This is a genomic window from Stenotrophomonas sp. STEN147, assembly GCF_056757995.1.
The window spans coordinates 240,687-262,809 of record NZ_JBRRCG010000003.1 but is presented as its reverse complement, the minus strand read 5'-3'; the positions used below and the strand labels follow the sequence as shown (position 1 = coordinate 262,809).

The 22,123-nt window shown below is 67.5% G+C and carries 18 protein-coding genes; 11 read left to right on the top strand and 7 right to left on the bottom strand.

The window, feature by feature from the left end; translation table 11 throughout:
* Positions 1-14: 14 nt before the first annotated feature.
* Together ACVOKU_RS06155 and ACVOKU_RS06150 are read left to right on the top strand one after the other, a co-directional pair.
* Positions 15-821, top strand: a complete 807-nt coding sequence (locus ACVOKU_RS06155; protein WP_481559393.1) for a pseudouridine synthase — start codon at positions 15-17, stop codon at positions 819-821.
* Positions 822-907: 86 nt separating this feature from the next.
* Positions 908-1,243 carry a hypothetical protein gene (locus tag ACVOKU_RS06150; RefSeq protein ID WP_481559392.1) on the top strand — a complete coding sequence of 112 codons (336 nt, stop codon included), beginning with the start codon at positions 908-910 and terminating at the stop codon, positions 1,241-1,243.
* A gap of 105 nt (positions 1,244-1,348) precedes the next feature.
* On the opposite strand, the gene kbl is transcribed toward ACVOKU_RS06150, so the two are convergent.
* Positions 1,349-2,557, bottom strand: coding sequence for a glycine C-acetyltransferase (kbl, locus tag ACVOKU_RS06145; RefSeq protein WP_340044547.1), 1,209 nt, complete (start codon positions 2,555-2,557; stop codon positions 1,349-1,351).
* Positions 2,558-2,756: 199 nt separating this feature from the next.
* On the opposite strand from kbl, the gene ACVOKU_RS06140 reads away from it, so the two are divergent.
* Entirely contained in the window at positions 2,757-3,449 is a 693-nt protein-coding gene (locus ACVOKU_RS06140; protein ID WP_128989467.1) for a TorF family putative porin, read from the top strand.
* A gap of 143 nt (positions 3,450-3,592) precedes the next feature.
* On the opposite strand, the gene tdh is transcribed toward ACVOKU_RS06140, so the two are convergent.
* Positions 3,593-4,615: an L-threonine 3-dehydrogenase gene (tdh, locus tag ACVOKU_RS06135; RefSeq protein WP_053520036.1), complete on the bottom strand. Its 1,023-nt coding sequence runs from the start codon at positions 4,613-4,615 to the stop codon at positions 3,593-3,595.
* Positions 4,616-4,950: 335 nt separating this feature from the next.
* Here tdh and ACVOKU_RS06130 point away from each other — a divergent pair, with 335 nt between their 5' ends.
* The 7 genes from ACVOKU_RS06130 (at position 4,951) to ACVOKU_RS06100 (ending at position 13,497) form a co-directional block, all read left to right on the top strand.
* Positions 4,951-7,113, top strand: coding sequence for a S46 family peptidase (locus tag ACVOKU_RS06130; RefSeq protein WP_481559391.1), 2,163 nt, complete (start codon positions 4,951-4,953; stop codon positions 7,111-7,113).
* A gap of 193 nt (positions 7,114-7,306) precedes the next feature.
* Positions 7,307-7,951 carry a histidine phosphatase family protein gene (locus tag ACVOKU_RS06125; protein ID WP_053519451.1) on the top strand — a complete coding sequence of 215 codons (645 nt, stop codon included), beginning with the start codon at positions 7,307-7,309 and terminating at the stop codon, positions 7,949-7,951.
* 45 nt (positions 7,952-7,996) lie between these two features.
* Entirely contained in the window at positions 7,997-9,268 is a 1,272-nt protein-coding gene (gene folC / locus ACVOKU_RS06120; protein WP_481559390.1) for a bifunctional tetrahydrofolate synthase/dihydrofolate synthase, read from the top strand.
* Between the two features lie 81 nt (positions 9,269-9,349).
* Positions 9,350-10,360: an SPOR domain-containing protein gene (locus ACVOKU_RS06115; protein WP_481559389.1), complete on the top strand. Its 1,011-nt coding sequence runs from the start codon at positions 9,350-9,352 to the stop codon at positions 10,358-10,360.
* Between the two features lie 43 nt (positions 10,361-10,403).
* Entirely contained in the window at positions 10,404-11,165 is a 762-nt protein-coding gene (locus ACVOKU_RS06110; RefSeq protein WP_481559388.1) for a CvpA family protein, read from the top strand.
* Between the two features lie 30 nt (positions 11,166-11,195).
* The gene (purF, locus tag ACVOKU_RS06105) at positions 11,196-12,662 is read left to right on the top strand and encodes an amidophosphoribosyltransferase (RefSeq protein ID WP_065175938.1); all 1,467 of its coding nucleotides are present in this window, start codon (positions 11,196-11,198) and stop codon (positions 12,660-12,662) included.
* Positions 12,663-12,672: 10 nt separating this feature from the next.
* Positions 12,673-13,497, top strand: a complete 825-nt coding sequence (locus ACVOKU_RS06100; RefSeq protein ID WP_481559387.1) for a ferritin-like domain-containing protein — start codon at positions 12,673-12,675, stop codon at positions 13,495-13,497.
* A 42-nt stretch (positions 13,498-13,539) separates the two neighbouring features.
* Here the strand turns inward: ACVOKU_RS06100 and ACVOKU_RS06095 are convergent, their stop codons facing one another.
* Complete coding sequence (locus ACVOKU_RS06095) at positions 13,540-14,997, bottom strand: DUF2235 domain-containing protein (protein WP_481559386.1); 1,458 nt, start codon at positions 14,995-14,997, stop codon at positions 13,540-13,542.
* A 225-nt stretch (positions 14,998-15,222) separates the two neighbouring features.
* Between ACVOKU_RS06095 and ACVOKU_RS06090 the strand changes: the two genes are divergently transcribed.
* The gene (locus ACVOKU_RS06090; RefSeq protein ID WP_481559385.1) at positions 15,223-16,476 is read left to right on the top strand and encodes a M12 family metallo-peptidase; all 1,254 of its coding nucleotides are present in this window, start codon (positions 15,223-15,225) and stop codon (positions 16,474-16,476) included.
* A 55-nt stretch (positions 16,477-16,531) separates the two neighbouring features.
* Here the strand turns inward: ACVOKU_RS06090 and lpxH are convergent, their stop codons facing one another.
* The 4 genes from lpxH to ACVOKU_RS06070 all read right to left on the bottom strand — a co-directional run bounded on the left by lpxH (position 16,532) and on the right by ACVOKU_RS06070 (position 22,107).
* Complete coding sequence (gene lpxH / locus ACVOKU_RS06085; protein WP_053519443.1) at positions 16,532-17,272, bottom strand: UDP-2,3-diacylglucosamine diphosphatase; 741 nt, start codon at positions 17,270-17,272, stop codon at positions 16,532-16,534.
* Between the two features lie 71 nt (positions 17,273-17,343).
* The gene (locus ACVOKU_RS06080; RefSeq protein WP_053519442.1) at positions 17,344-17,883 is read right to left on the bottom strand and encodes a phosphatase PAP2 family protein; all 540 of its coding nucleotides are present in this window, start codon (positions 17,881-17,883) and stop codon (positions 17,344-17,346) included.
* Positions 17,864-19,009, bottom strand: a complete 1,146-nt coding sequence (locus tag ACVOKU_RS06075; RefSeq protein WP_053519441.1) for a glycosyltransferase family 4 protein — start codon at positions 19,007-19,009, stop codon at positions 17,864-17,866. The genes ACVOKU_RS06080 and ACVOKU_RS06075 overlap by 20 nt, the downstream gene beginning before the upstream one ends.
* A gap of 167 nt (positions 19,010-19,176) precedes the next feature.
* The gene (locus ACVOKU_RS06070) at positions 19,177-22,107 is read right to left on the bottom strand and encodes a TonB-dependent receptor domain-containing protein (RefSeq protein ID WP_481559384.1); all 2,931 of its coding nucleotides are present in this window, start codon (positions 22,105-22,107) and stop codon (positions 19,177-19,179) included.
* Positions 22,108-22,123: the final 16 nt, after the last annotated feature.

Below are 22,123 nucleotides of genomic sequence, written 5' to 3'. Positions count from 1 at the left end.
CGGGGAGCAGAGGCTTGCGTACGCGCCGCCCACCTGCCGCCCCCGCCGCCCGCTCCCACGTCCTGCGTGGGCGCGCGGGTCCGGATGCATCCAAGGCTGTGCGCCATGGTCTGGCGCGTGTGCTGTCCAAGGCCGGCGTGTGCTCGCGCAGCGAAGCTGCGCGCTGGATCGCCGAGGGTCGCGTGCGCGTCTCCGGTCGTATCGTCCGTGACCCGGAGTTTCCGATCGGCAGCCCGGCACCTCCCATCGAGGTCGATGGCCTGCCGCTGGCACCGCCGCAGCGGCTTTACCTGATGCTCAACAAGCCGCGCGGGGTGGTGACCACCGCGCAGGACGAGCGCGGCCGTGACACCGTATACCGCTGCTTCGACGGCGCCCGCCTGCCCTGGATCGCGCCGGTCGGCCGGCTGGACAAGGCCAGTGAGGGCCTGTTGCTGTTCAGCAACGATCCGCAGTGGGCGGCGCGCCTGACCGATCCGCAGACCGGGCCGGACAAGACCTACCACGTGCAGATCGATCGCCTGCCCGATGCGGCCACGCTGGCGGCGCTGCAGGCCGGGGTGGACGACGAGGGTGAGTTCCTGGCCGCCCGGGCCGTGCGCGTGCTGCGCAGCGGCGACAAGACCGCGTGGCTGGAGGTGGTCCTCGACGAGGGCCGCAACCGCCACATCCGCCGCCTGCTGGCGGCCTTCGACCTGCAGGTGCTGCGCCTGGTCCGGGTCGCGATCGGCGACCTGGCGCTCGACGATCTCGGCAAGGGCCAGTGGCGGATGCTGGAGGTCAATGACCAGCAGCGGCTGGGGGCCGCTGCACCGGGCTGAGCGTCATGCCCGCGGCCGGCGGATGCCGGTCACCGTTCCAGGCGTAGGGGGCGTCTGGTCGTCGAAATCCCGAACGGAGCCTGCCCATGTACCACTTGTCCCTCAACCGAACCCTGCGCTGTGCCGGCCTGCTGCTGCCGATCGTGCTGCTGGCCGCCTGCGGTGGCCACACGAAAATGGCCAAGACGGAAACGCCTGCCGAAACCCCGGTGGTGGAAGTGAAAACCCCGGAACTGGATGGTCGCGGCAGTTACCGCTTCCTGATGAGCGACGGCGACAGGAAGATGACCGCCGACGAGTTCGATGCATGGATGAAGGCCAATGGCATCCGCGTCGCCCGTGGCAATGGCCAGGACGCTGCCGCCAAGCCGGTCGTGGTGGCCAGCAAGGATGAGCCGAAGGACAAGAAGAAAAAGAAATGACGCGCATTGCGCGTCATTCCGGTAGCGCCGGGCCGTGCCCGGCGAGCGCATGGCGCGGCTGTCGGGAAACCGCCGGGCATGGCCCGGCGCTGCCCCTCGGGGCGATCAACCCTTGATCACGCCCAGCTCGACGCCGATGCGGGAGAAGGCGTCGATCGCGCGGTCCAGCTGCTCGCGGCTGTGCGCGGCGCTGATCTGGGTGCGGATACGTGCCTGTCCCTTGGGCACCACCGGGAAGAAGAAGCCGATCGCATAGATGCCTTCCTCGAGCAGGCGCTCGGCGAACTTCTGCGCCAACGGTGCGTCGTACAGCATCACCGGGCTGATCGGATGCACGCCCGGCTTCACGTCGAAGCCGGCGGCGGTCATCTTCCCGCGGAAGTACGCGGTGTTCTCGGCCAGCCGGTCGCGCAGGTCGTCGGCGGCAGCCAGCATCTCGAAGGCCTTGATGCCGGCGGCGACCACATGCGGCGGCAGCGAGTTGGAGAACAGGTACGGGCGCGAGCGCTGGCGCAGCAGTTCGATCACTTCGGCGCTGGCGCAGGTGAAGCCGCCCAGTGCGCCCCCCATGGCCTTGCCCAGAGTGCCGGTGATGATGTCGATCTTTTCCAGCACACCCTTCACTTCGGCCGAGCCACGACCGGTGGCGCCCAGGAAACCCGTGGCATGGCATTCGTCGATGTGCACCAGCGCGTTGTACTTCTTCGCGAGCGCGGTGATCTCGTCCAGCGGGGCAATGAAGCCGTCCATCGAGAACACGCCGTCGGTGGTGATCAGCTTGGTCCTGCAGCCGGCGGCGTCTGCGGCCTGCAGCTGCGCTTCCAGTTCGGCCATGTCGCAGTTGGCGTAGCGGAAGCGCTTGGCCTTGCACAGGCGCACCCCGTCGATGATCGATGCGTGGTTCAGTGCGTCCGAGATGATCGCATCGTTCTCGCCGAGCAGCGGCTCGAACAGGCCGCCGTTGGCATCGAAGCAGGCCGCATACAGGATGGTGTCCTGCTTGCCGAAGAAATCGGCGATCTGTTTCTCGAGCTGCTTGTGCAGGTCCTGGGTGCCGCAGATGAAGCGCACCGAGGCCATGCCGAAGCCGTGGGTATCCAGAGCATCCTTGGCGGCCTGGATCAGGTCGGGATGATCGGCCAGGCCCAGGTAGTTGTTGGCGCAGAAGTTCAGCACCTTGCGGCCATCGGCCAGCGTGATCTCGGCCGATTGCGGACTGGTGATGATCCGCTCGGACTTGAACAGGCCCTGGGCGCGGATGGCGTCCAGTTCCTCGGCATAGTGGCGGGTCAGGGCGGAGGAGGCGTCGGTCATGGCGTGGGCACGGCTCAGCACGGGAAACCGACGATTCTACCGGGCATCGATGGCTGGCGACCGGCGGCAGGCAGGCCCCGCCATGGCTGGCACATGTTGCAATGCAATAGCAAACGGGTTAAAAAATCGTGAACCGGCCCGTTCTGGCTCCGGTTCCCGCAACTGCCCTGCACGCCACCGCCCCCCACCGGAGACGACCATGAAGCACGCTCGTGCCTGCCTCGCCCTTGCCGCCGCCCTGACCCTGGCCCCGTTTGCCGCCAGCGCCCAGGAAAGCGAATCGCCGTACAGCTGGAACGTTACCGCCGTGTCGGATTACCTGTTCCGTGGTGTGTCGCAGACCGATGAGGATCCCACCCTGCAGGCCGGTTTCACCTATACCAGCCCGGTCGGCCTGTATGCCGGTGTCTGGGGATCGGGCGTGGACTTCGGCCCGGGCGACCCGAGCGTCGAAGTGGATTACCAGATCGGCTACGGCGTTGACGCCACCGAGCGCGTGAACTTCGATGTGCTGCTGAACCGCTACACCTACCCCGGCGCCAGCGAGCTGAACTACAACGAGCTGATCACCACCACCACGCTGGATGACACCTACAAGCTGACGGTGGCCTACAGCAACGACGTGTGGAACAGCAGCACCGATGGCTGGTATTACGCGCTGGGGGGCGAGTGGGGCCTGCCGCAGGACTTCACGCTGAGCGCCAGCGTCGGCCGCAGCACCTTCGAAAAGGGCATTGCCAAGGATTACACCGACTGGAACGTTGGCGTGGCCCGTACCTGGGGTCTGTTCACCCTCGGCCTGGGCTACTACGGCACCGACGGCAACGGCCGCGACAACAGCGGCAAGCTGGCCGACAACCGGGTGGTGTTCACGGTGGCGGTAGGCCAGTAGCCGGCACATGACATCGAACGAAAAAGGCACCCCTGGAGGTGCCTTTTTCGTGTCTGGCGTCGGGCACTGTGTGGGCCGGCCAACGGCGCGGGGACAAGGTGAAACGCGGGGGAATTAGGCGGTCGCGCCGGAGGCGCGAGTGATCAGTTCCAGCTCAGTACCACCTTGCCGGCCTTGCCTTCTTCCATCAGGTCGAAGCCCTTCTGGAAGTCGTCGATCGGCAGCTGGTGGGTCATCACCTTGCCGAGCGGGAAGCCGGACAGCACCAGCTGCGTCATCTTGTACCAGGTCTCGTACATCTTGCGGCCGTAGATGCCCTGCACGGTCAGGCCCTTGAAGATGATCTTGTCCCAGTCGCAGCCGGCACCCTTGGGCATGATGCCGAGCATGGCGATCTTGCCGCCGTGGTACATGCAGTCGAGCATGTCGTTGAAGGCGCGCGGATTGCCGCTCATTTCCAGGCCCACGTCGAAGCCCTCCATGTGCAGTTCCTTCATCACGTCCTTCAGCGAGGTGTTGGTGACATTGACCACGCGCGTCGCGCCCATGTCGGCGGCCAGCTTCAGGCGGAAGTCGTTGACGTCGGTCACCACCACGTTGCGCGCACCGATGTGCTTGCAGATGCCCGCGGCGATGATGCCGATCGGGCCGGCGCCGGTGATCAGCACGTCCTCGCCGATCACGTCGAACTCCAGCGCGCAGTGCGCGGCGTTGCCGTACGGGTCGAAGAAGGCCGCCAGCTCGGACGGAATCTGGTCCGGGATCGGCCACAGGTTGCTGGCGGGCATCACCATGTACTCGGCGAAGGCGCCATTGACGTTCACGCCGATGCCGACGGTGTTCGGGCACAGGTGCGGGCGGCCGCCACGGCAGTTGCGGCAGTGGCCGCAGACGATGTGGCCTTCGGCCGAGACGCGCTGGCCAACCTCATAGCCGGTCACCGCCGAGCCAAGCGCGGCGATGCGACCAACGAATTCGTGGCCGATGGTCAGGCCCGGCTTGATGGTGCGCTGGCTCCACTCGTCCCACAGGTAGATGTGCAGGTCGGTACCGCAGATGGCGGTCTTTTCCAGCTTGATCAGGACCTCGTTCGGGCCCGGGGTCGGCACCGGGACCTCTTCGAGCCAGATACCCTTGGCCGCTTCGCGCTTGACCAGGGCCTTCATCGTTTGCTGCGCCATCGGGGTGGAACTCATCAGGGGGAAAGCGCGGATTATAGAGGTCTGCGCGGAATTCCAATGTTGCGCTGCGGGCGCGCTGGCGGAACGAAAGGCGTGCGCCGGCGGGCGTTTCGAACGTGACCGCCGTGCTCGCCGGGCATGGCCCGGCGCTACCGGGAAATCGGGCGGCTCGCGCTCGCGGGGCATGGTCCCGCGCCATCGGGAAATCGTGCGGGTAGCGCCGGGCCATGCCCGGCGGGCCGGGGGCCATGACTTCCGGGGTTCGGGACAGGGCAGGGGGGCGGGCTACAATCGAAGGTTCCACTACCAGGGGCCGCTCCATGCGCTCGAACCTGCTTGCATTCTCCGTCGTCGCCAGCCTTGGGCTGGTCCAGGTCGCCCATGCCGCCGAAGGCATGTGGGTACCGCAGCAGCTGCCGGAGATCGCCGGCCCGCTGCAGAAGGCCGGCCTGAAACTGTCGCCGGAACAGCTGTCCGACCTGACCGGCGACCCGATGGGCGCGGTGGTGGCGCTGGGCGGCTGCACCGCCAGCTTCGTCTCCCCGCAGGGCCTGGTGGTCACCAACCACCACTGTGCCTACGGCGCGATCCAGCTCAACTCCACCGCCGAGAAGAACCTGATCAAGGACGGTTTCAACGCGCCGACCCTGAAGGACGAACTCAGCGCCGGTCCCAACGCCCGCGTGTTCGTGCTGGACCGGATCACCGACGTCACCGACCAGGCCAAGGCCGCCATCGCCGCCGCCGGCAAGGACCCGCTGGCCCGCACCCGCGCGCTGGAAGCGTTCGACAAGGCCCAGACTGCCGCGTGTGAAGCCGACGCCGGTTTCCGCTGCCGTCTGTACAGCTTCTCCGGCGGCAATACCTACCGCCTGTTCCGCAACATGGAAATCAAGGACGTGCGCCTGGTCTATGCGCCCCCGGGCAGCGTCGGCAAGTTCGGCGGCGACGTCGACAACTGGATGTGGCCGCGCCACACCGGCGACTTCTCGTTCTATCGCGCCTACGTGGGCAAGGATGGCAAGCCGGCCGCGTTTTCGGCCGACAATGTGCCGTACCAGCCGAAGCACTTCCTGAAGTTCGCCGACCAGCCGCTGGGCGCGGACGACTTCGTGATGGTGGCCGGCTACCCGGGCCGCACCAACCGCTATGCGCTGGCCGGCGAATTCAATGAAACCGCCGAGTTCACCTACCCGACCATCGCCCGCCATTACAACGAAGTGCTGGCGCTGATCGACAAGGCCGGCAAGGCCGACGCCGACGTCAAGGTCAAGTACGCCAACACGGCGGCCAGCATGAACAACGTGGCCAAGAACTACGTCGGCCAGCTGGAAGGCTTCAAGCGCATCGACGCGGCCGGGCAGAAGCGGGCCGAAGAGGCCGCCGTGCTGGCCTGGCTGAAGCAGCAGGGCGCAGCGGGCAAGCCGGCCCTGGCCGCTCACGCCCAGCTGCTCAAGCACCTGGACACCAGCAAGAGCACCCGCGAGCGCGATCTGTTCGTCGGCCAGTTCAACAACACCTCGGCCGTGGGCGCCGCGCTGTCGCTGTACCGCCTGTCGATCGAACGCGCCAAGCCGGACGCCGAGCGTGAAGCCGGTTATCAGGAGCGCGACCTGCCGACCCTGGAAGGCAATCTGCGCCAGATGGACCGTCGCTACGTCGCCAGCATGGACCAGCAGCTGCAGCAGTACTGGCTGGACCAGTACGTCGCGCTGCCGGCGGCACAGCGCAACAACGCGGTTCTCAACCAGTGGCTGGGCGGCAGCGATGCCGGGGCCGTCAACGGCCTGGTGAAGAAGCTGGCCGGCACCGGGCTGGGCAGCCTCGATGAACGCCTGAAGTGGTTCAAGGCCGACCGTGCCGCCTTCGAGGCCAGCACCGATCCGGCCATCCAGTACGCCGTGGCCGTGATGCCGGCCCTGCTGAAGCAGGAAGAACAGAGGAAGATCCGCGAAGGTGAATCGCTGACGGCCCGTCCGCTGTACCTGCAGGCGGTGGCGGACTACAAGAAGAGCAAGGGCGAGTTCGTCTATCCCGATGCCAACCTGTCGCTGCGCATCACCTTCGGCAATGTCATGGGCTATGCCAAGGACGGTGTCCAGTACACCCCGTTCACCACGCTGGAAGGTGTGGCGGCGAAGGAAACCGGCGTCGATCCGTTCGACTCGCCGAAGGCCCTGCTGGATGCGGTCAAGGCCAAGCGGTATGGCGGCCTGGAGGACAAGCGGATCGGCTCGGTGCCGGTGAACTTCCTGTCCAATCTGGACATCACCGGTGGCAACTCCGGTTCGCCGGTGCTCGATGCGCACGGCAGGCTGGTCGGCCTGGCCTTCGACGGCAACTGGGAATCGGTCAGCTCCAACTGGGTATTCGACCCGGTGATGACCCGCATGATCGCGGTGGACAGCCGCTACATGCAGTGGATCATGCAGGAAGTGGCCCCCGCGCCGCAGCTGCTGAAGGAATTGAACCTGGCGCAGTAAGGTTCATGCTGGCGCCGCCGGGCCATGCCCGGCGGAATCCGTCTGCAGTACCGAAACCCCGCGATCCCCGTCGCGGGGTTTTTTCATGTCCCGACCGGCGCGATGCGCCGAACAGGTATCATCCCTGTTCCGCGTACTTCACAGGATGTGAACGAAACGCGGCCCTCTCCTCCCCCCAGGACTCCTTGCACGCATGCGCATCCTGCTTGCCCGCCACGGCGAAACCCCGTGGAACGCCGAAGGCCGCTACCAGGGCCAGATCGACATCCCGCTTTCGCCCATCGGCGAAGCCCAGGCCCAGGCGCTGGGCGCCCGCCTGGCATCCGTGGACATCACCCGTGCGGTGGCCTCGCCGCTGTCGCGCGCCCAGCGCACCGCCCAGCTGGCCCTCGGCGCCGACCGTGCCGGCACGCTGCAGACCGAACCGGATCTGCAGGAAATCGCCCATGGCGAGTGGGAAGGCCTGCTGGCCAGCGAGATCAACGAGAAGGACCCGTCGCGGTTGAAGGCGTGGCGTGAGGAACCCGATACCGTGCTGATGCCGGGCGGCGAGTCGCTGCGCCTGGTGCTCGAGCGCAGCTGGCGCGGCCTGGCACGCGCCAGCGAGGGCCTCGGCGAGCACGACACGCTGCTGGTGGTCGCCCACGATGCCGTCAACCGGGTGATCCTGTGCAGGGTGCTGGGCCTGCCGCTGTCGCGGCTGTGGACCTTCCGCCAGGCACCGACCACGTTGAACCTGCTTGAAGGTCCAGACCTGGAGAGCCTGGAGGTCGTGCGCCTCAACGACTGTGCCCACCACACCCCGTTCTTCGGCGAAGCCAAGCACCGCGCCCTCTGATCCCTGTCCACATCGAACCACCCTGCTGCTGCTGGAACCGCTGCCGTGATGAACCTGCCGACCACCCTGGCCGAATGGCTGGATTACATTGAACGCCAGCACCCGGCGATGATCGACATGGGCCTGGAGCGCGTCCGCGCCGTGGCCACGAGGATGGGACTGGGCGCGCCGGCCAAGCGCACCATCGTGGTCGGTGGGACCAATGGCAAGGGCTCCACGGTCGCCTTCATCGAGGCCATCGGCCGCGCTGCAGGCTGGAAGGTGGGGGCCTACACGTCGCCGCACCTGCTGCGCTACAACGAACGCGTGCGCATCGATGGGCAGGAGGCGGAGGATGCCGCTCTGGTGGCGGCATTCAACGCCGTCGAAGCTGCGCGTGGCGACATCACCCTGACCTACTTCGAGTACGGCACGCTGGCCGCCCTGCAGCTGTTCGCGGAGGCAGCGCTGGATCTGGCGGTACTGGAAGTCGGGCTGGGCGGGCGCCTGGATGCGGTCAACATCGTCGACGCCGACGTGGCCGTGATCACCACGGTGGACATCGACCATGCAGAGTGGCTGGGCGAGGACCGTGAAGCGATCGGTGCGGAAAAGGCCGGCATCATCCGCGGCTGGAAACCGGTGATCCTGGGCGAGACCGACCCGCCGTCGAGCGTGCTGGCACGGGCCTATCTGCTGGGCGCGAACGCCATCCGCGGCGGCAGCGACTACTTCTACGAGCCGATCGATGCCCAGCGCTGGCGCTGGCGCGATGTCGGCCTGCGCATGGAACTGCCGACCCCGGCGCTGGCCGGTCCGATCCAGCTGGCCAATGCCGGCGCGGCCATTGCCGCGCTGCGCGCGCTGGACCGGCCGCTGCCACGCGCGGCGTGGGCGGCTGGCATCGCCGCGGCCCGCATCAATGGTCGCCTGCAGGCATTCGATCGTGATGGCGTGCAGGTGCGGGTCGATGTGGGTCACAACCCGCAGGCGGCCGGCCAGCTGGCACGCGCGCTGAAGGCCGAAGCGGTCCCGGGCCGGACCCTGGCGGTCTATGCCGCGTTGCAGGACAAGGATGCAGAAGGCGTGGTGCAGGCGCTGCAGGATGTGGTGGATGAGTGGACGCTGGCCGGCCTGGAAGGTCCGCGCGGACAGAGCGCGCAGCAGCTGCAGGCACGCCTGCACGGCACCGCTGCGGTCACCGCACGGCTGGCCGGCACTGTCGAGCAGGCACTGACGCAGGTGCTGGCGCAGGCCCAGCCAGGCGACCGCGTGCTGGTATTCGGCTCGTTCCACACGGCCGCTGCGGCCCTGCAGTGGTTGCAGCCCGCGCCCTGATCCACGTTCAGCCAACGCCGACGCCGTCCGGTCCGGCACCCGTATAATCGACCGCAACCCCCGGACAGTTGCCTGCCTCACGTGGATACGCCTCTGAAACAGCGATTGATTGGTGCCATCGTGCTGGTGGCACTCGCCGTGATCTTCCTGCCGATGCTGGTGAAGGGGCCGGCGCCGGACAGTGGCGTCGCCAGTGTGCCGATCGCAGCGCCCAATGCGCCCGCCGACGGCCAGTTCGAGACCCGTGAGCTGCCGCTGGTCGCCCCGGCCGGGGGTGCCACCGGCCTGCAGAGTGGCCAGGCCGCACCGCTGCAGGACGCAGCCGCGCCCGCCACGCCGCCGACCGTGGACACCTCGCCGGCGGTGGCCGCCGGCAACTATGCGGTGACATTCGGCGCCTATGGCAGCAAGGCCGACGCCGATGCGGTGATCGCCTATCTGAAGCGTTCGCAGCTGCCGGGCTTTGCCGAGGCGGCGACCATCAACGGCCGGCAGGCGTGGCGCGTGCGCGTCGGACCGTATGCCGATCGCGCCCAGGCCGAGGCGGCCCGGCTGCAGGCGGTGAAGATCCGCTCCGACGTCCATGCCGAGGTGATCGCGCTGGATGCGCCCGCAGCTGCGGCTGCGCCGGCCGCCGCTGCTGCGGCGCCGCCGGCACCGTCGGCCAGCACCCCGGCGGCGGCGTCCACGCCGTCGGCCACGGGCAACCCGGTACGCAGCGAGAGCCTGCCGCCCAGCACCCCGGCCGCCAGGCCTGAAGCACCGAAGGCAACCGCGACGCCGGAGGCGACGAAGCCGGTCGCCAAGCCCGAGCCGAAGCCGCAACCGCAAACCCCGGCCGCGCCGGCGGCGGGCGGTGTCGGTTTTGCGGTCCAGCTGGGGGCGTTCGGCCAGGCCAACGACGCCAACGCGCTGCGCGACAAGGTGCGCGCTGCCGGATTCAGTGCCTTCGTCGAGCAGGTCCGCACCGAAAAGGGCACCCTGCATCGCGTGCGCGTCGGGCCGGTGGCCAACCGCGCCGATGCCGAGCAGCTGAAGGCCCAGGTGGCGGCCAAGGTCGGCGTGGCCGGCATGGTCCGACCGCACCCGTGATCACGCGCGCTGTCCGCCGCTGTCGTCGGCAGGAGCGGGCAGCGTGATCGACATCGTGCTGGGCGTGCTGATCGGTGCGTCGGTGCTGTTCGGCTTCATCCGCGGTTTCGTCGGCACGGTGGTCGCGCTGGTGTCCTGGCTGCTGGCCGGCTGGATGGCGTTCACCTTCGGCAATGAGGCATCGCACTGGTGGGCGGCGCCGCAGCCACCCGGCACGGGTCACTATCTGGCCGGCTATCTGGGGGTGTTCGTGCTCACCGTGGTGGCGGTCGGGCTGGTCGGGCTGTTGCTGAAGGCAGCGATCAAACTGACCCTGCTGGGCGGCGTGGATCGCCTGCTGGGCGGTGCCCTGGGCCTGGTCCGCGGCCTGTTCTTCGCCAGCGTGCTGTTGCTGCTGGCCGGTTTCACCGCGTTGCCGGCTGAGCCGGCATGGCAGCAGTCGCAGGTGCGGCCGTTGCTGCAGCCGGCGGTGGCCTGGATGCAGGCCCAGCTGCCGCAGCTGGACGGCATGCTGCCACAGGCGCTGCCGCTGGACGGCCTGCTGCCGGGGGCACTGCCCTTGCCCCTGCTCGAGAATGCCCCCACCTCCTCGCAGGTATTGGGCAAGCCGGCGCCGACAGGCGATAATGGCGTTCTCAACGAGGTAGTGGCGGGCGGCGGATGGCCGCGGCCCGTGGACGTGGAGCGGGAGCCCCGGCTGGCCCCCACACTGCCCAGCAACATCGAGCCGGCGCCCGCGCGTCCGGCCCGGCCCGCGCCTGCCGCGGGCGGGACCCCAGGCCAGGCACGGCCACCTTCCTTGTAACTGGGCACAGCCCAGCGGAGACCTCGCACCATGTGTGGCATCGTCGGAATCGTCGGCAACCAGAACGTCGCCGGGCAGTTGTATGACGGCTTGACCGTCCTCCAGCATCGCGGCCAGGACGCGGCAGGCATCGCCACCGCCAATGGCAGCCGCCTGCGGGTGCAGAAGGCCAACGGCCTGGTCCGCGACGTGTTCGACGCACGCACCATGTCCACCCTGGAGGGCAGCGTCGGTATCGCCCACGTGCGGTATCCCACGGCCGGTTCGGAAGGCATGGACGAGGCGCAGCCGTTCTACGTCAATTCGCCGTATGGCATCGCCCTGGCGCACAACGGCAACCTCATCAACACCGAGGCCCTGCGCCAGCAGGTGTTCGAGCAGGACCGCCGCAACGTCAACACCGATTCGGACAGCGAAGTGCTGCTGAACGTGTTCGCCTACGAACTGGAACAGCAGCGCCAGCTCAGTCCGGAAGCCGCCATCCGCGCGGTGGCCGGGGTGCATCGTCGCTGCAAGGGCGGCTACGCGGTGGTCAGCGTGGTGCTGGGCCTGGGACTGGTTGCCTTCCGCGATCCGCATGGCATCCGTCCGCTGGTGCTGGGCAAGCGCAGCCATGCCGAGGGCGACGAGTACATCGTCGCTTCCGAATCGGCCGCACTGGACGTGCTCGGCTTCCAGCGCGTGCGCGACGTGCAGCCGGGCGAAGCGCTGGTCATCACCGCGCGTGGCGAGCTGTTCTCGGAAATCTGCGCCGAACCGGCCGAGCATACGCCGTGCATCTTCGAGTACGTGTACTTCGCCCGCCCGGATTCGATGATCGACAATGTCTCGGTGCACAAGGCGCGCATGCGCATGGGCATCAAGCTGGGCGAGAAGATCCTGCGCCTGCGCCCGGACCACGACATCGACACCATCATCCCGATTCCGGACACCTCGCGCGATGCGGCGCTGGAAATCTCCAATGTGCTTGGGGTGAAGTACCGCGAAGGCTTCATCAAGAACCGCTATATCGGCCGCACCTTCATCATGCCGGGGCAGGGTGAGCGGGTGAAGTCGGTGCGGCGCAAGCTCAACCCGATCCACCTGGAGTTCCGCAACCGGGTGGTGCTGCTGGTGGACGACTCGATCGTGCGTGGCACCACCAGCCAGCAGATCGTGCAGATGGCCCGTGATGCGGGCGCACGCAAGGTCTACCTGGCCAGTGCCGCGCCGCCGGTGCGCTTCCCGAACATCTACGGCATCGACATGCCGGCTGCCGAAGAACTGGTCGCGCACAACCGCAGCGTGGAAGAAATCGAGGCCCACCTGGGCTGCGACTGGCTGATCTACCAGGATCTGGAAGACATGGAAGCGGCCGTGAGCGAGGGCAACCCCGCACTGCGCAACTTCGACTCGTCCTGCTTCAACGGCCACTATCCCACCGGCATCGAACCGGGCTATTTCGAGCGCATCCAGCAGCTGCGTTCGGACGACGCCAAGCACAAGCGCCGCGCCTGAGGCCAAGGGCGTGGTCGAGGTGGCCGACGTCGGTGGCGACCTGCTGCGTGCCGCGCAGCAGTGCCTCGCAGAAGCCGATCCGCTGCGCAAGGTGGCCCTGACCCAGGCCCATGCTGCGGCATTCCGTGCGGGGCGGCTGAAGGTGGCGGTGGATGCGCCGCCACCGGAGCCGATCCGGATGCCGGGCAGGCCGGACCGTCTGCTATTGGTCCACCCGCGCGAGGTGCCGCGGCGTGGCCTCGGTGGCGTGGAAGGGCGCGCCGCCTTCATCCATGCCATCGCCCACATCGAACTCAATGCGATCGATCTGGCCTGGGATGCCGTGTATCGCTTCCGCGGCCTGCCCGCAGCCTTCCATGCCGACTGGGTCAGTTGTGCCGATGACGAGTCGCGGCATTTCATGCTGTTGCGTGAGCGCCTGCTGGCCCATGGCCATGACTACGCCGACTTCCCTGCGCACAACGGCCTGTGGGAGATGTGCGAGAAGACCGCACATGACGGCCTGGCACGCATGGCGCTGGTGCCCCGCGTACTGGAGGCGCGCGGCCTGGACGTGACACCGGGCATGATCGACAAGCTGCGCAACGTCGGCGATGGCGAGACCGCGGATGTGCTGGAGATCATCCTGCGCGAGGAAGTGGCGCACGTCGCCGCAGGTTCGCGCTGGTACCGCTGGTACTGCGAACGTGCCGGCGTCGAACCGCGCGCACGCTTCAAGGCACTGCTGGTCGAGTTCGCAGGCGGTTACCTGCACGGTCCGTTCAACCTGGAAGCCCGCCTGCTGGCGGGTTTCGATGCCGACGAACTGGCCAACCTGGTCGAACAGGCCGGCTGACCGGCAACGCGGGAGCCCAGTCCCGCCCTGCGCGGGCGCGTCTCATGTGTTCGGCAGCACCACCCGCTTGCCATCCACGGTGGGGCGGTTGATGTAGAACAGGCCGGGACCGGGTCGATACGGCAGCTCGCTCACGCCGGCATCGGCCGCATAGGTCAGCGCGGTATCGCCCAGTGCGTCGAAATTCCAGTGTGCCGACTGCATCAGGTAGCGCCTGCGCAGCAGTGCTTCCTGGGCCGGAGTGAGGGCCTGGCCGGCCATCAGCCGGCGCGCGATCGGCAGCAGTGCGTCGGGCAGTTCCCAGCCGGTAACCGCGTTGGCATCCGCGCGCCAGCGTACGCCGGCGGCGATGGCCTGCTGCTGCATCACCTGCAGGGCCACCAACTGGTAACGCCAGTCGATGCGCCGACGCAGCACCACTGCCGCGGTGACGTACAACACCGGCGACAGCAGCACGCTGCGGCTGCCGGCGCGGCGTTGCTGCTGCCACTGGTGCCAGACATCGACCCACACCTCCTTTTCGCCCAGCCCGAGCTGCTGCCGCCAGCGTTCGGCATCCGCCTGTGCCTCGGCGTACACCGTCGTGGCCTGAAGCTGTGCAAGCGGGGGGACCTGGTAGTCGGCCACGCCTGGCCGGCGCAGCTGCTGCCGGCGTGGGCGACTGAGCAGCTTCGGTCCTTCCTCTGTCTGGTTGTAGCCACCGCCGATGTTGGCGTGCACGCCGGGCAGTGCGATCTCCACGTGCGCGGCGGCCACCCGCGTGAGCGGGTAGTGCTGGCGATGTTCGTCGCGCGCGACCAGCTGCACGACACGTCCGGCGATGTCGGCGGAGAGGGCGACGCGTGGTCGCTCATCGGCTCTGCCCCCGCTTACGGCGACGACCGTGTCGAACAGGCCGATGAAGCGCAGCAGCGGCCGTGCCGGCGCGAAGCCGGCGGCGCAGACCAGCCCCGCCTCCTGCAGCAGTTGCTGCCAGCGGGCCGTATCCCAGGCCTGCAAGCGGTTGGCGGCATCGCGCGCCGCCGCCGCCCCGCGCGAGTATCCGAACAGATCCAGCTGCACGCCCTGCACGGGCCTGTGCCAGCGCGCGGACACGCTGGTCAATGCTGCCGGCAACAGCTCGTTGAGCGCGCGCTCGACCTTGGCACGCACACCGCTGGCGCCGATGCCGAAGGCCAGTCCCAGCAGATCGTCTTCGGCATCATCGCGGGTGCCCACCCCTTCCACGTAGATGGCCAGCGAGGGGAACGGCAGCGTCTCCTGGCGGCTGTCCGGATACAACCGGTGCAGCCGTGCGACGTTGGTCAGGCCATTGTCGTAGCTGCTGGTCAGCCGGCTCTGATAGGTCGAATCATCGTCGGCGCGCAGCACGGCAGGGCGGGGTTGCGGCACCTGGACGTGTCCGCGCGCCAGGTTGTGCGCGTTGTTGCGGGTGCCATCGAAGAACAGACCAATCCGCAGCACGGCGGCATCGTCATGGGTGTCCTGCGCTGGTGCCATGTGCATTCCCCGTCGTGGCTACGTCACGGTAGCGCGAAAGCGGTGTGTTGGCGAAGTGTAGCGACGCTGTTGACCTGACTGAACGCAGATGCGGTCGATCACAGATCCAGATTCTCATTCCCACCGCCTATTGAATTCACACGACCTGCGCAGGCCAGATGGCCGAACCCGACACAACGGGTCGTGCTGCATCACTGCTGTTCTCTTCATTCAAGGAGCGACGAAATGATGTCCAGATCGATTGGCAAGACGGCGGGTGGCCTGTTGCTGGGAATGTCGGTGGTTGCGGCCGCCGGTGCTGCACCGTTGTTCGAGCCGGTGACGGTACTCAGTCGTGCATCGGCAAGCAGTGAACCTGCGCTGGGCCGGTTGCTGGCGACGCCGTCCACGGCCGCCGTGCAGGAAGTGCGGGTCGATGCCGCTGCCACCGCGCAGCCGCAGCTGGAGTTCGAGCTGCTTGGCCAGCGGGTGCAGGCGGTACGCAGCAAGGTCGAAACGCTGCCCGACGGCGCCTCTGTCTGGTACGGCCAGCTCCGCTCCGCGTCGGGCAGGCTGCAGGCGGCCACCTCCAATGGACAGGATGACCCTGGCAATTCGGTGATCCTGGTCCGCTCCGGCGACACGCTGACCGGCTCGATCCGCAAGGATGGCAAACTCTACCGGCTGCGTCCGCTCGGCAACCGCCACGTCCTTGTGGAAGTGGATGAATCGCGGATGCCGGCCGACCACCCGGCCGACTACAACCAGTTGCCGAAGATTCCGCTGCCGGCCGATGACCGCATCGGCATTGCCCAGGCGTCTTCGGGAACGCCGGCGACCATCCGCGTACTGGTGGTGGCCACCAATGCCGCCGTCGCCGCCTATGGCGGCAACATGCAGTCGCTGGTGCAGCTGGCGGTCGCCGAGTCGAACCAGGGCTACACCAACAGCAATGTCGGGCTGACGCTGCAGCTGGCCCGCTACGAGACCACCAGTTACAGCGAATCCGGCGACTTCAATACCGACCTGGCACGTTTCCGCGGCACCAGCGACGGCTACATGGACAGCATCCACAGCAGCCGCAATACCTACACGGCCGATGTCGGCGTGCTGCTGATCAACAACGCGTCGTACTGCGGCCTGGCCTCGGGCATCGGCTCAAGCGCATCCACCGCGTTCGCGGCGGTGTACTGGGACTGCGCGACCGGCTACTACTCGTTCGCCCACGAGATCGGCCACCTGCAGAGCGCGCGGCACGATCTCGCCAACGATCCGAGCACGTCGCCGTACGCCTATGGCCATGGCTATCGCTATGAGCCGTCCAGCGGTACCGGCTGGCGCACCATCATGGCGTACAACTGCACCCGCAGCTGCCCGCGCCTGAATTACTGGTCCAATCCGAACATCAGCTACAACGGCATCCCGATGGGCACAGCCAGCACCGCCGACAACCAGCGCGTGCTGGTCAATACCAAGCACACCATCGCCGGCTTCCGGTAACCGGCACCCGGGGCGCACGACTCAGTGTCGTGCGCTGCCGTGGGCGGGGCGACCCTCAGGTCAGCGAATCCAGGGTCCAGCCCTGTGGGGTCACGCGCAGTACCGAGCCCTGCTCGTACCAGTCACCCAGAACGATGCGGGTGCAGCTGCGTCCACCGGCCTGCAGCGCATGGATTGCAGGGCGGTGAGTGTGGCCGTGGATCATGGTGTCCACGCCGTGACGGATGAAGGTGGCCTCCACTTCGGCCGGGGCCACGTCGGTCACTGTCTCGAACTGCGCGCGGTCGCCCTGTTTCATTTCCGACTGCCGTGCCTGGCTCGCTTCACGGGCCTTCTGCGCAAAGGCAATGCGTGCGGCCAGCGGCTGCGAGAGGAACTGCGCCTGGAATGCCGGATCGCGCGTCTGCGCGCGGAACTGCTGGTAGGGAATGTCGTCGGTGCACAGCAGATCGCCGTGCTGCAGCAGCACCGCACGGCCGTACAGCTCGATCACGCAGGGGTCGGGCAGGATGCGCAGACCGGCACGGCGTGCGTAGTCTTCGCCAAGCAGGAAATCGCGGTTGCCGCGGATGAAGTACACCGGCACGCCGCTGTCGGCGAGCGTCCTCAACGCGTCGGCCACCGCATCGGCGGCGGGTGAGGGCGTGTCGTCGCCGATCCAGGCCTCGAACAGATCGCCCAGGATGTACAGCGCGTCCGCGCCGGGCGCCTGTTCGCGCAGGAAACGCAGGAACAGGTCGGTGATTTCCGGACGGCTCGGGTCCAGATGCAGGTCGGAAATGAACAGCGTGGTCATGCCTGCATTCTAGGTCATCGCGGATACCGGTAGCGCCGGGCCATGGCCCGCCAGCGCGGCGGCAGTGACCCTCACACCGGCAGCGGCAGCCAGGCCAGGCTGGCCGACGCCAGCAGTGCGGCGATGCCGGTGGCGGCCAGCACATCGCTGGGGTAATGCAGGCCCAGCACGACCCGCGACAGGCCCACGCCGAGGGTGAACGGCACCAGCAGCGGCGCCAGCCAGGGGTAATAGGCCAACGCCACGATGGTGAACGACACCGCGTGCAGGGTATGCCCGGACGGGAAACTGAACTCGTCCAGCGGGGCCACCCAGGCCCGGATGCGCAGATCGGCGGCATATGGGCGGGGGCGCCGGGTCCAGCGCTTGAGGCCCTTGTACAGCAGCAGCGCGGCCAGGCCGGTGGCGGCCATGTGCACCGATGCGCGCAGCCCGTCGAAGCCATCGATCGCCACCAGTACACCCATCAGCACGTACCAGAACACGCCGTCGCCGAGCCGGCTGATGATCGAGAACAGACGGCGCACGCGGCGGCGCCGGCAATAGTGGTTCGCCCGCCGGCACAGGCGCGTTTCGCTGCCGCGCAGCAGTTCAAGCGGCGTGGTGCGCATGGCCGGTCCTCCGGGTGTTCGCCAGCTCGGCCAGCAGCGCATCGAACTCGGCCACCACCTGCTGCGGATGCAGCCGCTTCATCGCCCGTGCGGCCTGGCTGCCCAGTTCGCGGCGCAGCGTGTCATCGCTGGCCAGCTGCACGGCCGCTTCGACGAACTGCTCGTCGTTGTCCACGGCGGCACCGTTCTCGCCGTTGCGCAGGTACTCACGCGCCGCGCCGTAATCGAAGGCCACCGTGGCCAGGCCGCTGGCCATGCTTTCCAGGGTCACGTTGCCGAAGGTCTCGCTGCGGCTGGGGAACAGGAACAGATCGCCGCTGGCGAAATGGCGGGCCAGCGCTTCGCCGCGCTGGATGCCGCAGAAGATGAAGTCGGGGTTCTCATGCGCCAGCTTCTCCCGTGCGGGTCCGTCGCCCACCCAGACGAAGCGCGCCTTCGGCCGTATCTGCTGCAGGCGGCGGAACGCCTTCACGGCCAGTCCGAGGTTCTTCTCGGCGGCGATGCGGCCGACGTAGATCGCTGCCAGGCCATTGCCGTCGATACCCCATTCTTCGCGCAGGGTGGGGTCACGCCGGCCCGGGTCGAACTGCTGGCTGTCGACCGCGCGGGCCAGCAGCCGGACGCGCTCGAAGCCCTGTTCGGCAAGGAACTGCTGGAGCTCGCGGGTGGGCACGAGGGTGGCGTCGGCCTGGTTGTGGAAGCGGCGCATCCAGCGCATCGCGGCGGCCTGCAGCCAGGCGACCCCGTAGTCGGGCAGATACTCGTCGAAGCGGGTGTGGAAGCCGCTGGCTACCGGGATGCCGAGGCGTCGCGCGGTACGCAGCGCCGACCAGCCCAGCGGGCCTTCGGTAGCGACATAGATCGCATCCGGGCGCTGCTGCTGCCAGTGGCGACCGAGCCGGATCGGGGCCGGCAGGCCGAACCGCAACCCGGGATAGCGGGGCAGGGCGGCGCCGGGCACCAGCAGGGTACCGGGAGCGGAATCCAGCGCTTCATTGGCCTGGCGTGGCCGGATCAGGTCGATCTCGTGCCCGGCCGCCCGCAGGCCCTGTTCCAGTCCCTGCACGGTCAGTGCGACGCCGTTGACTTCCGGCGGATACGTCTCGGTGACGATGGCATAGCGCATGGCGGGCCTCCGGTTTCCCGGCATGCTCGGGCCTGGCGATGTAGCCGACATGACGGCTTGGCGACACAGGCATGACAGGCGCGCAGGAGCGCCGGCGGCGGGGCCGGGGCCAGAAAAAAACCACGGCCCCGAAGGGCCGTGGTCGTGGAGCGTCGCAGTGCGATCGATCAGAAGCGCTGCTGGTACTTCATGTAGATGAAACGACCGATGTCGTAGCCGCCGTAATACGAGAACGCGGAGTTCGGCTTGCTGTACATGATCGGGCCGGACTTCTCGAACACGTTGTTGGCGCCGACGGCGACGGTCGCATCCCACGGCAGGTTGTAGCGGAACTGCACGTCGTGGAAGGTCACCGAACCACGCTCGTTGTAGTTGCGCGAGCCCTTGTACCACGGTGCATACACGCCCGGATCCGAGCACTCGTCCGGATACAGACCGATGTTGGAGCAGGTCTCCTTCACGCCCGAGTAGTAGCGCGCGGTCCAGGTCACGCCGAAGTCACCCAGATCGTAGCCCAGCGCCAGGTTGGAGCGGACGCGGAAGGCGCTGCCGATGCCATTGGTGACGATCGGAACGATCGAGCTGTCGTTCGAGGTGCGGTAGGTCGCACTGGACACGTAGGTGGTGGCCGAATTCACGTTGAACTTGCCGAACCGGGTGTCCAGACGGTAGCTCACATCCAGGTCGTAACCTTCGGTTTCCATGAAGCCCGCATTGCGGTTGCCGAACTTCAGGTTGGTCACGATGCCGGTCACCGGGTCACGCTGGAAGCGCGTGCAGCGCGAATCGATGCCTGCTTCGTAGCAGTCCTGCAGGATCTGGGTCGGCGTATCGGCAATGATCGTGTTGTCGATGCGGATCTTCCACCAGTCCAGCGAGGCGTTGAAGCCCTGGATGAAGCTCGGGCTCCAGACCAGGCCCAGCGTCTTGCTGGTCGAGGTTTCCGGAGTCAGCTGCGGATTGGAGCCGGAGGTGAATGGCACCGGCGTGGCATCGGTGGAGGTGTTCACCGGAGTGCCGCCCTGGCGCAGCTGGCGGAAGGTATCGGCATTGGCGATGTCACGGGCGCAACGCGCACGGACTTCGGCGCTGGAGGCCGAGGAACCGAAGCGGGTGTCGCACGGATCGCTGAACTGCGCGAAGGTCTCGGAGCCACCACCGAACAGATCGTTGATGGTCGGGGCGCGGAAGCCCTCCGCCCACGTGCCACGCACCATCAGCGAGTCGATCGGCTTCCACTTGAAGCCGAACTTGCTGTTGAGGGTGTTGCCGAAGGTGTTGTAGTCCGAGAAACGGGTAGCACCGTTGAAGCTCAGTTCCTTCGCGCCCGGCAGATCCGCCAGCACCGGAACGTTCACTTCCAGGTAGGCTTCATTGACGGTGTAATCGCCACCGGTCGGGCCAGCCGCGAGGTTGGTGGTGGCGCCGGTCTGGGCCAGGGCATCCGGGGTGTACTTGCCTTCTTCCTTGCGGCTTTCCACGCCGAAGGCGAAGCCGAGGTCACCGGCCGGCAGGGTCACGATGCTGCCCGCGATGCTGGCGAAGAAGTTCTTGGAGGTGGTGCGGCCCTTGGTGATCTCATCCGGGAACAGCCACGCCTGCAGTTCTTCGTTGCCATAGATGCCATCGGCAGCGGTGGTGCCGTACGGAACCAGCGGGTTCCACGGCTTGCAGACGTCGTAGGAGATCGGAGCAGCGGCCGTGCCGCACTGCACCTTGCCGGTGGCAGTGTTGAAGAAGGACGGACCTACGCCGGCCGCGACGCGACCCTTGTGCAGGTTGCCGGTCGCCACCGATTCCAGCTCGTTGCGGTTGTACTGGTAGCCCACTTCCCAGTCGAAGTAACGCTCGCCGATGTCGAACGAGCCGTCGAACGACGCCACCGCGCGGTAGGTCTTCAGCTCGCTGGTGGTCACGCGCGGCACTTCCCAGGTGCGGCGGTTCCAGGCCACCGCGGTGGGGGTGGCGAAGCCGTGCTGGTTGCCGAACGGGTTGAAGTAGCTGTCGATCGACATCGAGCCGACACCGGCGGTGCTCGACTGCAGCGGATAGCCCGCGATCTGGCGGGTGGACTCGCGCTGGTTGTAGCCCAGCTCGGTGCGGAAGTTGACGTTGTCGGTGATCTTGAACCGGCCGTCGAAGTAGATCGAGTCGCGCTTGACCGGGTACATCACGTGCATCTGGTCGTTGGCGTTGCTCACGTCACCGGTGAAGGGCGTGGTGCTGGTGAGGTGGTAATTGGCCGGATTGGTCGGGTCCGTGCCACGGTTGAGCGAGTAGCCACAGCCTGCCGGAGGCGTCGCATTGCAGCCGGGACCGCGCACGCCGGTGAACTGGCCGTACTGGCTGATGGTGGTCCAGTTGCTGCTGTCGTTCGGGTGGCGATCGGTCATGCCGTACTGGCTGAAGCCGCGGTCACGTGCCCACACGCCCTTCTCTTCGGCATGCTCGGCCGACAGGGTCAGCGAGATGCGGTCGTTGTTCCAGCCGGCGACCACGTCGAAGCGGTCGCGCGCGCCGTCGCCCTCGCTGTACTGGCCGTGGTAGACGTTGGCGGTCACGCCGGTGACGTTGGAGCGGGTGATGATGTTGACCACGCCAGCCATGGCATCCGAACCATAGATCGCAGAAGCGCCGTCCTTCAGCACCTCGATGCGCTCCACTGCCGACACCGGCAGGGAGGAAACGTCCTGGTAGCCGGACGTGCTGATGCCCAGGCGCTTGCCGTTGACCAGCACCAGCGTGCGCTGCGTGCCCAGGTTGCGCATGTCGATGTAGGTGCCGCCCGCGTTCTCGCCCGCGGTCAGCGCGTTGGCGCGGCTGATTGCCGGGCTGCCCATCGCGGTGACGTTCTGCAGGATGTCGGCAACCGAGCTGAAGCCCTGGCGCTCGATATCGTTGCGGCTGATCGCGAACACCGGCTGGGCGGTTTCCACGTCGACCTGGCGGATACGCGAACCGGTGATCTCGATACGGTCCAGGTTGGTCGGCGAAGCAGTGCTTTCGCTCTGGGCGAACGCGGGCAGTGCCGCCAGCGTTGCAGTGGTAGCCAGGGCATAGCGGATCGCCTGCCCCAGGGCGGTGGTGCGTGAAGTCATACGAGCTCTCTCTCTC